The sequence below is a fragment of the Luteimonas sp. R10 genome, from assembly GCF_045689605.1.
Taxonomy (GTDB): domain Bacteria; phylum Pseudomonadota; class Gammaproteobacteria; order Xanthomonadales; family Xanthomonadaceae; genus Luteimonas.
The window spans coordinates 1,055,223-1,072,387 of the sequence record NZ_CP141262.1 but is presented as its reverse complement, the minus strand read 5'-3'; the positions used below and the strand labels follow the sequence as shown (position 1 = coordinate 1,072,387).

Genomic DNA, 17,165 nt, shown 5'->3' with positions numbered 1-17,165 from the left:
GATCCGGCCCCCTCTCACTTGCGTTCCGGACCGACAGGGGCTGTCGGATCGTTGCTGGACTCCACGCGCACCTGCGCGCGCACCTCGGGACTCAACCGTTCGGCCAACGCCTCGTACACCGCCCGCGCCCGCCGCAGGCCCAGCCCGGCGTTGTAGGCGTGGGGGCCGCGCACGTCGGTGTGCCCGACCACCGCGATCGCGCCCCCGCCCATCGCCTCCAGGCGGGCCGCCACCCGCTCGAGCAGCGGCGCGAACTCGGGCTTGATCTCGGACCGGTCGGTGTCGAACAGCACCGTGCCCAGCAACGCCCCGCCCTCGGTCACGCCCGCCACCAGGTCGTGCACCTCGGTGTGCACGCTCACCGTCAGCGCCTGCCGGTGCTCCGGCGCCACCTGCGCCAGCAGCGCCTCGCGCACCGCGCTGGCGCGGTCGAAGGCCAGGGCCTGGTGATCGCCGTTGGCGGTGATCACCACCTCGCCGCCGCCGTAGGCGTTCACCTGCTCGGCCATCTTCGCGATCGCGGGCCCGTACTCGCTGCGCACCTCGGCGCTGCCCGGGGCGAAGATCACCTCGCCCAGGGTCAGTTCCACCGCCTCGGTGCCGCCGGGGATCGGCTCGGCCGGCAGCTGCACGCCGAAGTCGAAGCGCACCGGGATACCCGGGGTGATCCGCCGCACCAGCGGGTTGTCGGTGGTCAGCGGCGTGCCCGGCGGCAGCGTCGACGGATCCAGCTTGAGGATGAAGTTGCGGTGGCCGCGGGTGCCGCCTTGCACGTCGGCCAGGTGGTAGCGGCCGTACTGGTCGGTCTCGATCAGCAGCCCGTCCACCGAGGCGATCCGCACGCCCGGGATGCCGCGCTCGTCGATCCCGGCGTTGCCGATCACGTAGTCCACCACCACCCCGCCCTCGCCCTGGGCGATGCGGCGCTCGACCGTCGGCGCGGCGGCGTTCAGGCCCTTGGCGGCCGCGCCCGACCGGTCCACCGTGGTGGTGCCGGCCGCATCCATGCGCACCGTCACGCCTTCGTCGCTGGTGAGCACGAAGTCATCGGTGAAGGCCGCCTCGCGCAGACGCTGGCGGATCACCACCTGCGGGCCCGGGTCGGCCTCGGACTGACGGGCCGCGATCGCGCCCACGGCGATGCCGTGCAGCAGCGGCGCGCTGGCGTCGGCCACCGGTTCGGCGCCCGTGCCGCGGTCGAGCGTGGTCGAGCCGGCCAGATAAGCGCCCGCCGCGAACCCGCCCTGCACCCGCACCCCGCTCAGGGCCGCGCTGTCCTGCCAGCCGTCGCCGTCGCGGTCGTTGAACACCGTGCCGAAGATCAGGCTGTCGTCGAGCAGCGGATCGGCCTCGACCGACACCTGCGCGGTGGCGGTGTTGGAGATCGGGCGGCCGGCCGCGTCCTGCGCCACCGCCGTGTTCACCTGGGTGCCGTGGCGCACGCCGGCGCCCACCCGCAGCAGGTAGACGATGGTCGCGCTCTCGCCCGCGGCAATGTCGATCCCGCCGATGCGCAGCGGCGACTGGCTCGGCGCCAGGTCGAAGGCGTCGTCGCCGTCGTCGACCGCCATCGAGCCTTCGACGTAGCTGAAGCCCGCCGGCGGGGTGTCGACCAGGGTCGCCCCGCTCACGTTCACCACGCCCACGTTCTCCACCGTCAGCGTGTAGCGCACCAGGTCGCCCACCTGCGCCGTGCGCACCCCCGCGGTCTTGACCACCCGCAGCTCCGGCTCGTCCGCCAGTTGGTGCGACGTCCCGCACGGCTGGCACACCGGCTCGAGGCTGCCGCCGTACTCGCTCACCACTGCGTTGGTCACCTCGCCCGAGGCGCTGGCATCCACCGTCGCCGGATAACTGAAGGTGTAGACGCCGGGCACCGTGCCGGTCTCCAGCGTGCAGACGATCTGGCCCGAGCCGTCGACGCAGCCGGCCGGCAGCGCGCCCACCGTCAGCCCGGTCCCCGGCGTGTCGTGCAGCCGCACCGGGGTGGTGATCGCGGCCTTCTCGATCGTCACCGACAGGGTGTACATCAGCGTGTCGCCGACGCTCACCTCTTCGCCGTCGCCCGGGTCGGACGTCTTGGCGATGGTGATCACCGGCTCGGCCAGCGGGTGCTCCGTGCTGCAGTCGGTGCACTCCGGTTCGGACCCGCCGCCACCGGTCGCGGTCACGACGTTGCCGACTTCGCCGACCGCGGCCGGGTCCACCTGCGCCTGGTAGGTGAAGGTGTGCACGCCCGGCAGCGCGCCGGCCGCCAGGGTGCACTCGAGCCCGGTCGCGACGACATCGCAGCTGCCGCCCGCCGGGGTCACGATCGAATCGACGAGCAGGGTCTGCCCGGCGCTCAGGGTGTCGGGCAGGAGCAGCGCTTCGGTGGTGGCGCCACTGGACACCGTCACCGTCACCGTGTAGGTGATGACGTCGCCGACGGCGACCTCGGTGCCGTCCTCCGGGTTGGAGGTCTTGCCCACCAGCACCTTCGAGATCACCGGGTTGGTGGTGGTGCAAGTCTCGCAGGTGCCGGTGCTGGTGGTGACGCTGTTCTCGACCGCGGTGGTCGCATCGACGTCCACTGTGGCGGTGTACTCGAACGTGTGGGTGCCGATTGCGGCGCCCGCGGCCAGGGTGCAGGTGATCACCTGGCCCGCGGCCGCGCAGCCGGCCGGCAGCGTGCCGACCGTCAGGCCGTCGCCGAGCGTATCGGTCATCACTTCCGGATCGACGGTGGCGGCGGTGGCCACGTCCACCGTGAGCGTGTAGGTCAGCGTGTCGCCGGCCGAGACCTCGGTGCCGCTGGCCGGATCGACGCTCTTGTTGACGGTGATGCGCGGCGTGAGCGGATTGACGGTGCTGCAGTCGTCACAGACGCCGCGCGTGGGCGAGACGTTGTTGCTGACCTCGGTGGTCGCATCGGCATTCACCGTGGCGGTGTAGACGAACGTGTGGACGCCGATCGCCGCGCCGGCGGCCAGCGTGCAGGTGATCACCTGGCCGGCGGCGGTGCAGCCGGCCGGCAGCGTACCGACGGTCAGGCCGTCGCCCAGGGTGTCGATCAGCGGTTCCGGCTCATTGGTGACCGCATTGGCCACGGTCGCGGTCAGGGTGTAGGTCAGCGTGTCGCCGGGCGCGACCGCGGTGCCGCTGCCCACGTCGACGCTCTTGCCGACCGTGATCGTCGGCCTGAGCGGATTGACCGTGGTGCAGGTGCCGCAGACGCCGCTGCTCGGTTCGACGCTGTTCTCGACCTGGGTCTCCGCGTCCTGGTCCACCGTGGCGGTGTAGGTGAAGGTGTGCGTGCCGATGGCCGCGCCGGCCGCCAGCGTGCAGGTCACCACCTGGCCGGACGCCGTGCAGCCGGCCGGCAGTGTGCCGACGGTGAGGCCGTCGCCGAGGGTGTCGACCAGGACCTCCGGATCGGTGGTGGCGGCGTTGGCCACCACCGCCGTGACGGTGTAGGTCAGGGTGTCGCCGACCGCGACCTCGGTGCCGCTGCCCACGTCGACGCTCTTGTCGATCGTCACCGTCGGGTCGACCGGGTTGACGGTGGTGCAGGAGGTCTCGCAGACGCCATTGGTCGGCACCACATTGTTCTCGACCTGCGTCTCCGCGTCGGCGTCGACGGTGGCGGTGTAGGTGAACGTGTAGGTGCCGATCGGCGAGCCGGTGGGCACCGTGCAGGTGATCACCTGGCCCGCGTTGGTGCAGCCGGCCGGCATCGGACCGGCGGTGAGGCCGGCGCCGAGGGTGTCGGTCATGACCTCGGCCTCGGTGGTCGCGGCATTGGCCACGACCGCGGTCAGCGTGTAGGTCAGGGTGTCGCCGACCGACACCGCGGTGCCGCTGCCGACGTCGACGCTCTTGTTCGTGGTGATCGTCGGGTCGAGCGGGTTGACGGTGGTGCAGGAGGTTTCGCAAATACCATTCGTCGGCACCACCTCGTTGCTCACCTCGGTCTCCGCATCGGCGTCGACCATAGCGGTGTAGGTGAACGTGTAGGTGCCGACTGGCGAGTCGGTCGGCACCGTGCAGGTCATGACTTGGCCGGACGCGGCGCAACCGGCCGGCGGCGTGCCGACGAGGGTGAGGCCGTCGCCGAGCGTGTCGGTCATCACTTCCGGTTCGGTCGTGGCGGCATTGGCCACGACGGCGGTCAGCGTGTAGGTCAGCGTGTCGCCGACCGACACCGGGGTGCCGTCGCCCATGTCGACGCTCTTGCCGGTCCTGATCGTCGGCTCGACAGGGTTGACGGTGCCGCAGTCGGTCTCGCAGACGCCGTTGGTCGGCACCACGTTGTTCTCGACCTGCGTCTCCGCGTCCTCGTTGACCGTGGCGGTGTAGGTGAACGTGTGCACGCCGACCGCCGCGCCGGTGGCCAGCGTGCAGGTGATCACCTGGCCCGAGTCCACGCAGCCGGCCGGAACCGTGCCGACCGTCAGGCCGGTGCCCAGGGTGTCGGTCATCACTTCCGGTTCGGTCGTGGGCGCGTTGGCCACTGTCGCGGTCAGCGTGTAGGTCAGGACATCGCCGACCGAGACCGCGGTGCCGCTGCCCACATCGACGCTCTTGTTGGTTCGGATCGTCGGATCGACCGGATTGACGGTGGTGCAGGAGGTCTCGCAGACGCCGTTGGTCGGCACCACCTCGTTGCTCACCTCGGTCTCCGCATCGGCGTCGACCGTGGCGGTGTAGGTGAATGTGTAGGTGCCGATCGGCGAGTCGGTCGGCACCGTGCAGGTCATCACCTGGCCGGACGCGGCGCAGCCGGCCGGCGGCGTGCCGGTGAGGGTGAGGCCGTCGCCGAGCGTGTCGGTCATCACTTCCGGTTCGGTCGTCGCGGCATTGGCCACGACCGCGGTCAGCGTGTAGGTCAGCGTGTCGCCGACCGACACCGGGGTACCGCTGCCCACGTCGACGCTCTTGTTGGTTCGGATCGTCGGATCGACCGGGTTGACGGTGGTGCAGTCGGTCTCGCAGACGCCGTTGGTCGGCTCCACGTTGTTCTCGACCTGGGTCTCCGCGTCCTCGTTCACCGTCGCGGTGTAGGTGAACGTATGGACGCCGACCGCCGCGCCGGCGGCCAGCGTGCAGGTGATCACCTGGCCCGAGTCCACGCAGCCGGCCGGAACCGTGCCGACCGTCAGGCCGGTGCCCAGGGTGTCGGTCATCACTTCCGGTTCGGTCGTGGGCGCGTTGGCCACTGTCGCGGTCAGCGTGTAGGTCAGGACATCGCCGACCGAGACCGCGGTGCCGCTGCCGACGTCGACGCTCTTGTTGGTTCGAATCGTCGGATCGACCGGATTGACGGTGGTGCAGGGGGTCTCGCAGACGCCGTTGGTCGGCACCACGCTGTTCTCGACCTGGGTCTCCGCGTCCTCGTTCACCGTCGCGGTATACTCGAACATGTGCACGCCGATCGCCGCGCCGGCGGCCAGCGTGCAGGTGATCACCTGGCCCGAGTCCACGCAGCCGGCCGGCAACGTGCCGGCCGTCAGGCCGGTACCGAGCGTGTCGGTCAACACCTCGTCGGCCACTGTTGCCGAGTCGGCCACGTCGATCGTCAGCGTGTAGGTCAGTATGTCGCCCACCGTTACCGCGGTGCCGCTGGTGGGATCGACGCTCTTGTTGACCGTGATCACCGGCGTGGCGTCGATGTCGTCGTCGGTGTTGTTGTCGGGGTTGGGATCGGGCGAACCGTCCGGCGGACTGCTCACCGTGGCCACGTTGACCAGCTCGCCTTCGAAGTCTTCCGGCACCGACAGGGTCAGGGTGAAGGTGACGGTGGCGTCGGCCGGCAGGTCGACCGGCACGTCGGCGATCGCGCCGCTGCCGCCGGCCACGCCGCAGACACCGCCGTCGGTGGCGCTGCCGCAGGTCCAGCTGGCGGTGGTGATGCCCGCGGGCAGCGGATCGTCAACCGTGGCGTCGGCGACGCCGAACGGGCCGAGGTTGCTGACCACGATGGTGTAGACGACGTCCTCGCCCGGCAGATAGGTGTCGCTGCCGTCGTCCTTGTCGATCGCAAGGTCGGCCGGGAATTCCACCGCCGTGGTGGGGCACTTGGCGCCGTCACCGCCGCCCGACGGTCCATTGGAGATCAGCGTCGCCACGCCCGTCGTCAGATTGAACCGATAGAACCCGCCGCTCGTATTCTCGCGACCGAAGACACCGTTGCTGGCGCTGACTAGCGATCCGAAAACGCCGCCGGCGACGCCCGACTGGCCGATCTGGTCCACCGTTCCCGTGTTCGGGTCGATGGAGTAGAAGAAGCCGGTGACATGGTCGTGTGTGTAGATCAGCCCGTTGTTCCAGGCGAAATCCGCGTTGGCGATCGTCTGGCTGAGCGCTATGCGCACGGCCGTCCGGGTGGACAGGTCCACGCGCCACATCTCGCTCGTCGCGCCGTTGCTCTTGACGTAGTAGAAACCATCCGCGCCGATCACGCCCGAGGCGATGCCGGTTGCGGCATTGATTCCACCGCCGACGATGGGGCCTACATCCAGCACGACACCATCGTTGCCGATGCGCAGGAGGCGCCACCTGCCCGTGCCCGCATCCCATCGCGTCGCGTAGATGTAGTTGCTGTTGAGGTCGTAGCCCATGGCATTGTAGCCACCGGTGGAATCCGGCGAGCCAATCGGGGGGTACGTGAGCGGGTTGGTGCTGGTATCGGCACGGACGAGTTGCGTCGGCGCACCGACTCCCAGGTAGATGGTCGCGTCGCAGGTGCCGAAGTTCGGCTGCACCGGATGCTGGGTGGTGCAGGTGCCGCAGGTCGGATCGTCGCCGCCCGTGGGCACGACCGTGTTGCTCACGGTGCCGGTGGCGCCGAGGTCGACGATCGCGGTGTAGCTGAGCGCATAGGTGCCTGCCGGCGTGCCGGCCGGCAGCGTGCACACCAGTTCGCCGCTGCAGCTGAAGCTGCCCTGGTCGGTGACGGCGCCGAAGGCCAGCCCGGCGCTCAGCGTGTCGGTGAGCGTGACGACGTCCGAGGTCGGGCCGCCGGCCACGGTCGTGGTCACCGTGTAGGTGATGGTGTCGCCGATGCCGAGCGTCGTACCCGGCACCGGGCTCGAGGCCTTCTCCACCGTGACTACGGCCGGCTCGAGGGTGTCGGTGTCGTCGTCGGTGTTGTTGGCGAGGTTCGGATCGGGCGAGCCTTCCGGCGGGCTGGTGACGGTGGCCACGTTGACCAGGTCGCCGGTGAAGTCGCTCGGCACCGACAGGGTCAGGGTGAAGGTGACGGTGGCGCCGGCCGGCAGGTTGACCGGTACGTCGGCGATCGCGCCGCTGCCGATGGCCACGCCGCAGGTACCGCCGTCGGTGCCGCTGCCGCAGGTCCAACTGGCGGTGGTGGTGCCGTCCGGCAGCGGATCGTCGACGGTCGCGCCTTGCACGCCGAACGGGCCGAGGTTGCTGACGATAATGGTGTAGACGACATCCTCGCCCGGCACGTAGGTCGCGCTGCCGTCGTCCTTGTCGATCGCCAGGTCGGCCGGGAACTCGAGCGGCGTCGTTGGGCACTTGGCGCCGTCGTTGTTGGCAGAACCCTGCAGGCCGGAGATCAGCGTGGCCTGGCCCGTGGTCAGGTCGAACCGATAGAAGCCGCCGCTGCTGTTGCTGCCGAAAACGCCGTTGGTGGCGCCGAACATGCCGCCGAAGGCACCCGCCACACCCGTGCCAGTGCCGATCTGGCTAACGACACCGGTCGTGGGATGGATCGAGTACAGGGCGCCGCCAGCGACCGCCGTGTACAGCAGCCCGTCGTGCCACGCCAGGTCCTGGAAGGAGATGTTCTGGCTCATCGTGACGGGGGTGGCCGTCATCGTCGGGATGTCGATTCGATAGAGCACGCCGCTCGCGCCGACGTAGTACGTGCCATCGGGGCCGATCTCTCCGGCGAAGCTGTTGACCGGGAAGTTCGCGATCGTCCCGCGTGGCACCACGCTGCCGTCGCTGCCGACACGGACGAGCGTGCCGGGTGCAGGCCCGCTGAGCCCATAGATGTAGTTGTCGATGGGGTTGAGCGCGATGGCGTTGTACGTGAATGACGAGGTGGGACCGACCGGATCGACGACGAAGGGATTCGACGAAGTGCCGAACTCGAAGAGGGCCGTCGGGTTGTTCTGCGCGAGATACATGGTCGCGTCGCAGGTGCCGAAGTTCGGCTGCACCGGATGCTGGGTGGTGCAGGTGCCGCAGGTCGGGGTGTCGCCGCCTGTGGGCACGACCGTGTTGCTCACCGTGGCGGGGGCACCCAGGTCGACGGTGGCGGTGTAGGTGAGCGGATAGGTGCCCGGTGCGGTGCCCGCCGGCAGCGTGCATTGCAACTCGCCGCTGCAGGTGAAGCTGCCGGTGTCGGTGACGGCGCCAAAGGCCAGCCCGGCGCTCAGCGTGTCGGTGAGCGTGACGACGTCCGAGGTGGGGCCGCCGGCCACGGTCGTGGTCACCGTGTAGGTGACGGTGTCGCCGATGGCGAGCGTGGTGGTCGTCACCGGATCCGAGGTCTTCTCCACGGTGACCACGGCCGGCTCGGCGGTGTCGGTGTCGTCGTCGGTGTTGTTGTCCGGGTTTGGGTCTGACGAGCCGTCGGGGCTGGTGACGGTGGCCACGTTGACCAGGTCGCCGGTGAAGTCGCTCGGCACCGACAGGGTCAGGGTGAAGGTGACGGTGGCGCCGGCCGGCAGGTTGACCGGTACGTCGGCGATCGCGCCGCTGCCGGTGGCGGCGCCGCAGACGCCGCCGTCGGTGCCGCTGCCGCAGGTCCAGTTGGCGGTGGTGGTGCCTGCGGGCAACGGATCGTCGACCGTGGCGCCGGCGACGCCGAACGGGCCGAGGTTGCTGACTACGATGGTGTAGACGACGTCCTCGCCCGGGAGATAGGTCTCGTTGCCGTCGTCCTTGTCGATCGCCAGGTCGGCGGCGAATTCCATCGGCGTGGTGACGCACTTGGCGCCGTCGTTGTTGCTCGAGCCCGGCAGGTCCGAGATCAGCGTGGCCGCGCCCGTGGCTAGGTCGAACTGGTAGAAACCGCCGCTGTTGTTGCCGCCGTAAAGACCATTGCTGGCGCCGAACAGGGCGCCGAAGGCGCCGGCGACGCCGGTGGCGCCGATCGGGGTGACGGCGCCGTTCGCGGGGTCGATCGAATACAGGTTGCCGCCGGCGGCCTCTGCGGCGTACAGCAGCCCGTTGTGCCATGCCACGTCGTGCACGGCGATCGACTGGGACAGGGTGATCGGCGTCGCCGTCCGCGTCGGGATGTCGATGCGGTAGATCTGGTTGTCGTCTCCGCCCCGCTTGACGTAGTAGCTGCCGTCGGGCGCGATCTCGCCTACGCCGTATCCGAGGATGTCCGGCAGATTGGTGACGGCTCCCAGCTCCGCGACGGTGCCGTCGCTGCCGATCTGGAGCAGCACGTTGTTCGGCAGCGTGTCCGAAACGCGGATGGCGTAGATGTAGTTGTCGGCCGGGTTGAACGCGATGCCGTTGTAGCGGTGAGCCGAAACCGACCCCACCGGCTGGACGGGGAAGGGATTCGACGACGTGTCGAACTGGAAAAGGCCCGTCGGGTCGCCCTGGCTGAGATACATCGTCGAATCGCAGCTGCCAAACGGCGGCGGCGGCGCGGTGACCGTGATGAGAGCGTCGTCGCTGTCGTTGTCCGGGTTCGAGTCGACCACGCCGGTGGGCGGGGCGACGGTCGCGGTGTTGGTGACCGCCGACTGCGCCAGGACCTGCATGCCCGCGAAGGCGGACACCACCAGGACCAACGACAGGAGGCTCGAACGGCAGAACGCTGCTGCCTTGCGCTGAAACGTGACGGTCACAGGTGGTTCCCCTTGCTGCTCAGTAGGGCAACCGACCGGCAGGACCGACGCGTGCGTCCTGCGGGCGGATTGCCTGCTTGAATCTCCCCTCCCCTTGCGACGCCGCCGTCCGCTTCCCTGGGCGATCGATGGAACCGATGAAAACGGTTCCGCGGCCGAGGCGTCACGCGAGGATTTGCGCAGGCAATCTAGGACCGCCGCTCGTCATCGATCACGCACGGAAACTCGCAGAACATCACCGTTGGTGAGCGTCCGCGGCCGAATTGGGAACCACTGCACAGATGGACCGGGCATGGATTCGCCGCTCCGGCAAGGCCATCGCGATCGGATCGGCGGCCGCGCACGGCGTGGGTTCCCGCCAACCAGACGCAGGCGGAAGCGCCGTGGCTGTTGGAAAACCTGGGGTTTTCAGCAGGTCGCGGAGGGTGGCGTGGCACATCCGTGCCGCGATCGAGGCATGCCTGCGATGCCGGGCGCGGCACCCGAATCGCAGGAAAACCGACGCCGTTCACATCTCGTTAAATTGCATGGCGCCAATTGCTGGAATTGCGATGTGCGTCACGCTTTTCGATGGCCGCTTCCGCCGCCGGCACCTGTCTACCGGTTTCCGGAGACGGCCGTTATATTGGCGGGGAGTTTCGGTGAGCAAGGTGGGGTTGGCATGGGGCGGAGACCGAACGGCCGGCGCTTGTCTTCCCTCATTGAAAAAGGGGAAGCGCCGCGCTTGGCTTCCCCCTTTGAAAAAGGGGGATTGAGGGAGATTTTCTTTGGCTGTGGCTTGCGCCGGGCGCCGGGCAAATCCCCCCTGCCCCCCTTTTTCAAAGGGGGGCAAGCAAGGTGACCGCTCACGACATGTCCCGCGGTCTGCGGCAAGGCCTGGTCGGCTGGTTGATGCACGTACCGGTCGCGCGGCAGGACCGGCGCAATGCGTGGATGTTGCAGCTGCTGCTGATCGTCGCCGGTGCGATGGCGGTATCGATCGCGGTCGTGTCCTGGAGCGACGCGGGCGCGACGGGCGCCGATGGCGAGCGTTGGGGCGCGCTGGCCATCGGCGCCTACGCGTGGGGCTGCTTGATCCTATTGCGGCAGGGGCGGTTCCGGCTTGCGGCCGCGCTGACCATTGCCGGCGGCCTGGTGCTGATCGCGCTCAGCTACGGGATCTACGGGCTGCGGGCGCAGTCGGGGCTGCACATGACCCACGTGATGCCGCTGCTGTTCGCCGGGCTGCTGCTGGGACGGACCGCGGTGTGGTGGACCGCGCTGGGCACCGGCGGCGCACTGGCGATCGGCGCGTGGGCCGACCTGCAGCAGGCGACGAACGCGGCGGCGGTGTCGGAGGTGCTGCCGAACCTGCTGCTGTCGTGCATGAGCTTCCTGGTGCTGGCGGTGATCCTGGACCGGCTGATCCTGTCGTCGCAGCGGGCGATCGAGCGCAGCCGGGAACTCGATGCGCTGTGCCTGGAGCTCGAGCGCGAGATCGATGAGAAGGAGCGCGCCCATGCGCGCCTGCTGCAGACGCAGCGGATGGAGGCCATCGGCCGGCTCGCGACCGGCGTCGCTCACGATTTCAACAACATCCTCAGCGTGATCGTGGGCCTGGCGACGTCGCCGCGCGCGCAGGACGACGACGACGCCCTGTCCAGGATCCGGCGGGCGGCGCAGCGCGGCACCGTGGTCACCCGGCGCCTGCTGAGCTTCGGCCGCACGCAGGTCCGGCAGGTGTGCACGTTCGACCTGGCCGAGGCGATCGAGGAGATGCGCCCGCTGCTGCTGCCGATGTTCCCGCGCGCGGTCCAGGCCCGGCTGGACACCCCGCCGCCGGGCCTGCTGGTGGCCGCGGACCGCGACGAGCTCGAGCTGGCACTGCTCAACATCGCCGCCAACGCCTGCGACGCGATGCCGCAGGGCGGCCGGTTCGCGCTGTCGATCGAGACCGGCGGCGACCATGCGCTGATCCGGGTCGAGGACACCGGCTGCGGCATGACGCCGGAGGTGCGCGCGCGCCTGTTCGAGCCGTTCTTCACGACCAAGCCGAAGGACAAGGGCACCGGCATCGGCATGGCGATCGTGCAGCGCTTCGTCGCCGACAGCGGCGGCGCGATCGAGGTGGACAGCGCGCCCGGCGAGGGCACCCGCATCCGGCTGCGGTTGCCGCTGGCGACGGCCGACCGCTGCGCGGCCCGGCCCGCCGACGCACCGCGGGTCTCGCCGGTGCCCGGCAGCGCCAACGATGTCGCGGTGGCCGCGGACGCGACGCAGCGGGCAGGGACCGCGGCCGCGCGACCGCAACCCCGCGGCGCGCCACGCCGCGCCGGGTCCCGGGCGGCGATCGGCGGCGAATGATGCATGCGCGTCGCGTCTGCGCGCCCGCCTGAGGGCGGTCAGGCCGACCGGGCGGTCGCGTCGCCGCCGCGACGGCGCGACCGCCCGGTCGCGTCCGGACCGACCCTCTCGATCTGCGTGCTGCCGACCAGGGCCAGCAGGCCCAGCAACGTCGCCAGCGTCCACACCCACGGGCGCTGGTACCAGGGGCGCGGATGGACGATCCGCAGGCTCGCAGGCTCCGGCGACCACGGACCGCCGGCGATGCGCGCCTGCACCTCGAACAGGTGCTCGCCCCAGGGGATCGAGGGATAGAGGATGCTGCGGTTCTGCCCGGCTTCGATCCAGTCGTCGTCGAACCCGGACAGGCGGAAGCGGAAGTGCGTGTCGCGCGGCTTGCTCAGATTGACCGCGGTGTAGCGGATCTCCAGGTTGCGGGCGAAGGATTCCAGCACCAGCGTCGGTCCGGCGAATTCCACCGCGCGCCCGGCGACCGCGACGCGCTCGATGTGCGGCCGCAGCGGCGCGGCCCGCACCTCCGCTACGTCCGCGGGATCGACCACGGCGAATCCTTCCACCAGGGAAAACCACAACCGTCCCTGCGTGTCGCGGTGGCACGCCGAAGCGGTGCCGCCGTTGATCTCGGACGGCACCAGGCCGTCGCCCGCGGTGTAGCCGATCGACTCGATCGTGGCCGCCGCCTCGCGCGGCGCCGGCAGCAGGGTCACGCCGCGATTGCCGCCCAGCCACAGGCGCCCGCGGTTGTCGGCGAGGATGCACGAGACGGTGTCGTCGAACAGGCCGTTGCCGCTGTCGTACCGCTGCACCTGACCGTTGCGGATGCGGTTGAGGCCGCCGCCGTAGGTGCCCACCCAGAGCGTGCGCGTCCGTTCGTCCTCGTACAGGGCGCGGGCGAAACGCGACGACAGGCCCTCGGCCGGGGTCCAGCGCTCGACCGCCTCGCCATCGACCAGCCGCAGCACGCCCTGGTCGCCCGCGAACCAGTGGCCGCCCTGCGCGGCCTCGATCATCTGGTTGATGTGCATGCCCTTCAGGGCGTCGATGTCGCGGCGGCCGACGATCCGCCCGCGGGCGTCGATCTCCAGTTCGAACGTCGCGCGTTCCGAACCGACCACGTAGCGCCGGTCTTCGCGCTGCCAGAGATTGATCGACTCCCCGGCCGGCCAGGTGAAGACGTGCTCCGCTTCGCCGTCCACGATCCGTCCCAGGCCGCCCCCGTTCGTTCCCACCCACAGCATGCCGTCGCGGTCCAGCAGCAGGCTGGCGACGCAGTCGTTCCCCAGCACCTGGCGGATCGGCAGCACCTGCATGCTGCCGTCCTGCCGCCAATGGCCCAGCTGCCCGCAGGCCGATCCGAACCACAGGCCGCCCTGCCCGTCGGCGACGACCGCGCGGCCGGCCACGTTAAGTTCCGGCTGCGGCACGGCGATCACCCCGAACAGCGGTTTGCGAAACCGCAGCAGTCCCTTGCTGCTGCTGCCGATCCACAGGTTGCCCTCGTTGTCGCGCGACAGGCTGGTGACGTCCACGCCCGACAGTCCGGGCACGTTGCGCCAGTTGCCGGCGGCGTCCTCCCGCACCAGCCGGCCGGAGGCCTGGGCCACCCACCAGTGACCGTCGGCATCCTCGATGGCGTAGTCGGGGCGGTCGACCCCGAGCGGCTGCCAGTGCCGCCGGTCCGGGTCGTACCGGTAGAGCGTGTGTTCGGTCCCCACCAGCAGGTGGTCGCCGCTGCGTTCCAGCAGATAGACCCTGCGGTCGCTGCCGGGCAGGCGGATGGGCTGGATCCGACCGTCGGCGACGACGCCGAAGCCGCGGTGGCCGCCGACGTGGATCCGCCCCCTGGCGTCGCCGGACAGGCGGACGTAGCCGGCCCAGTCCAGGCGCGCGATCCACGTCTCCTGCCGGCTGTCCGGCCCCAGTTTCAGCACGCCGGCACTGCTCGCGATCCAGATCGCCCCGTCCGGGCCCTGCAGGAGGTCGCTGACCTGGCAGACGCCGTCGCAAACCGGCAGGTGCCGGAACATGCCGTGTTCGAGCACGCTCAGCCCGGCATCCTGGGTGCCGATCCACAGCCGTCCGGCGTCGTCCTCGTGCAGGGCGATGATGCGGTCGCTGGCCGGGCCTTTCCGCCGTCCGTCCTTCGCGGCCGCCGACTCCGGGCCGGACTGTCCGCGGAACGTCTCGAACGCCATCCCGTCGAACCGGGCCAGGCCGCCGAAGGTGCCGATCCAGAGATAGCCGTCGCGGGTCTGGACGATGGCGTTCACCCCGGACTGCGGAAGCCCGTCGTCAGCGGTGAACGTCCGCGGCACGATCCGCTCGTCCGGCTGCACCACGGGCGCTGCCGCAACCGGACCGCCAGCCGCGAGCAGGCCGGCGACCAACGCCATCAGCCGCCCCGGGATCCAACTGCAATGCCTCCCCATGACGTGCATTCTGCCGGAAGGCGACGGGCGCGTGGACCGGAGATCGGCGTTCGCGATCGATCCTCCGACGCTCGGTCGCAAGGCCCGCGCGGGACAGGCGTCGGCCTGCATCTTCTTCTCCCGCAACGGCCTTATAGTTGGCCGCTGTCGTAACGGTGAGGAGCGCGGCATGTGGCGAATCGTGGGCGACTGGTTGCAGCGCGCGCCGATCGAGGACCCGGTCGACCGGCGCAACGCGCCGATGCTGCAGGTCGTGCTGCTGATCCTGGGCGCCCTGCCGCCGCTGATGTGGCTGTACCGGATCTTCGGCACCGATATCGCCTGGCGCCCGGGCGAGACCGCGAGCCTGGTGAGCAGCCTGCTGATCAGCGCGGTGGCGTTCTTCTGCTTCGCGTTGATCCGGCGCGGCCGCTTCCAGTGGGCGATCCGCCAGTTGCTGGTCGTGGTGGCGCTGACGCTGCTGCTCGCCTACGCCGGCAGCGGCCTGTCGGCGCAGGTGTACGAGCAGCCGATCCAGGTCATGTGGCTGTTCGTCGCCGGCATGATGATCGGGCGGCGTGCGCTGTGGGCGATGTACGCGGTGCTGGTGGCTGCATTGTTCGTGGGCGCGGTGTCGGAGGCGCGTTCGACCGACGCCGTGCTGGCGCACCTGGTCGGCGACGCCGCGATCCGGTCGGTGATGTTCCTTCTGATCGCGGTGGTGGTCGACCGCAGCGTGGCGGCGCTGCGCGGCAGCCTGGCGGAAGCCACCCGGCAGGGCCGCGACCTGGCGCAGGCCAACCGGCGCCTGGAGGCGGAGATCGAGGCGCGCGAGCAGGCGCAGGAGCAATTGATCCATGCGCAGAAGGTGGAGGCCGTGGGGCGCATGTGCAGCGGCGTCGCCCACGACTTCAACCACCTGATGACGGTGATGCTCGGCTATATCCAGCGCGGCAAGCAGGCCGGCGACGCGGCCGAGATGGCGGAGGTCCTGTCGGGGCTGGAGTCGGCCGCGCAGCGCGCCACCGCGGTCACCCGCAAGCTGCTGCACTTCAGCCGCCAGGAGGTCACCCGGGTCGAGGTGTTCGACGCCGGCGAAGCCCTGCGCGACATGCAGCCGATGCTGCGCCAGACCCTGGGCGCCGGCATCACCCTGGACCTGCGACTGCCGGGCGACGACTGCCCGATCGCCTTCGACCGGGCGCAGTTCGGCCTGGCGGTCCTGAACATGGCCGCCAACGCGGCGCACGCGATGCCCGGGGGCGGCCGTTTCCGCATCGCGCTGCGCGCGCTGCCGGCGCTGGACGAGGTGGAGATCGTCCTCGACGACGACGGCCACGGCATGAGCCGCGACGTGCAGGCACGGGCGTTCGAACCGTTCTTCACCACAAAGCCCAGCGGCCAGGGCACGGGGCTGGGACTGTCGATCGTGCGCAACCTGGTGGAATCGGCCGGCGGAAGCGTCGAGGTGGACAGCAATCCCGGAGTGGGCACGCGCTTCCTGGTACGCCTGCCGATGACCGACCGCGCCCACGGGCCGGAAAGCGAACGCGCCCGCTCCGTGGAACAGCGATGAAGCCGCGGCCCGGCTACCAGGTCAACACGTAGCCGATGCCGCGCACCGCGCGGACCGGGAGATCCTCGCGCGCCAGCTTCAGGCATTTCTTGCGCAGGCGGTGTATCAGCATCTCCAGCCGGTGCGGGTCGAAGTCGTGCACGTTCTCGGCTAGGCTGGCGATCAGCGCCTCGCGCTTGACCGGGATGCCGCAACTCTCGGCGAGGACCTTCATCACCTGCCGCTCGGCCAGCGTCATCGTGACCTCGACGCCGCCCGGCGACAGGATGCGCCAGCCGCCCTGGTCCAGGCGCCATTTCGAGCGCGCGATGTTCGCGTCCGGCACGACCCGCCGCGCCAAGTTGCGCAGCGTGGTGACCACCAACTCCATGCTCGCAGGCTTCGACAGGTAGGCATCGACCCCGGCGTGCAGGCCGCGCATGCGGTCGTCGCCCGATGCATAGCCGGTCAGCATCACGATGCCGAGGGCCGGCGACAGCCCGCGCAGGTGTGCGGCGATGCTGAACCCGTCCTCGTCCGGCAACCCGGCGTCGAGCAGCACCAGGTCGTAGCGCCGCGCAGTCATCGCGCGGTAGAGCTCGAAGGCGCTCGCCATGCCGTCGGCCTCGAACCCCGCGCGCGTGAGCACCGGTACCAGAACGTCTTCCCTGAACTCCCGATCGTCCTCGACCACCGCCAACCTTGGCAGTTCATTGGCCGCTTGCAGCACTGCTGAGTTCATGATCGTTTGCCAAAACGCCGGAGCGCGGCCTCTCTGCGATGCGTGACGCCGCCCCGCATCGCGCGAGCAACCGCAGCCGCCGTCATCGACGTGACGGTCGACCACCGGACAGGATTTGGATGGCTCCCCCAATCGCGCACGACGGCGCGACGTCACGATAACAAGAAAATAACGTCCGATACAGGGGACTTCATCGTCATTTGCGTGAACGCGATGGCAGTTCCACGCTTCGGATCACCGGCGCCGATCCGTCCCCCGCGCCGGTTTCCGGCGCGCTTCGGACCGTCTCCTAC

Annotated in this window: 5 protein-coding genes; 2 read left to right on the top strand and 3 right to left on the bottom strand. The window is 70.0% G+C overall.

Annotated elements, in window-relative coordinates; translation table 11 throughout:
* Nucleotides 1-14: 14 nt before the first annotated feature.
* Complete coding sequence (locus U3649_RS04620) at nt 15-9,824, bottom strand: DUF6923 family protein (protein WP_407353712.1); 9,810 nt, start codon at nt 9,822-9,824, stop codon at nt 15-17.
* 852 nt (nt 9,825-10,676) lie between these two features.
* On the opposite strand from U3649_RS04620, the gene U3649_RS04615 reads away from it, so the two are divergent.
* Nucleotides 10,677-12,167, top strand: coding sequence for a sensor histidine kinase (locus tag U3649_RS04615; RefSeq protein ID WP_407353711.1), 1,491 nt, complete (start codon nt 10,677-10,679; stop codon nt 12,165-12,167).
* Nucleotides 12,168-12,205: 38 nt separating this feature from the next.
* Here U3649_RS04615 and U3649_RS04610 read toward each other — a convergent pair whose 3' ends face one another.
* Nucleotides 12,206-14,560 carry a two-component regulator propeller domain-containing protein gene (locus U3649_RS04610; RefSeq protein WP_407353710.1) on the bottom strand — a complete coding sequence of 785 codons (2,355 nt, stop codon included), beginning with the start codon at nt 14,558-14,560 and terminating at the stop codon, nt 12,206-12,208.
* 205 nt (nt 14,561-14,765) lie between these two features.
* On the opposite strand from U3649_RS04610, the gene U3649_RS04605 reads away from it, so the two are divergent.
* Nucleotides 14,766-16,151 carry a sensor histidine kinase gene (locus U3649_RS04605; protein ID WP_407353709.1) on the top strand — a complete coding sequence of 462 codons (1,386 nt, stop codon included), beginning with the start codon at nt 14,766-14,768 and terminating at the stop codon, nt 16,149-16,151.
* A 13-nt stretch (nt 16,152-16,164) separates the two neighbouring features.
* On the opposite strand, the gene U3649_RS04600 is transcribed toward U3649_RS04605, so the two are convergent.
* A complete protein-coding gene (locus U3649_RS04600; protein WP_407353708.1) occupies nt 16,165-16,872 on the bottom strand; it encodes a response regulator transcription factor in 708 nt (235 codons plus the stop codon).
* Nucleotides 16,873-17,165 lie beyond the last annotated feature (293 nt).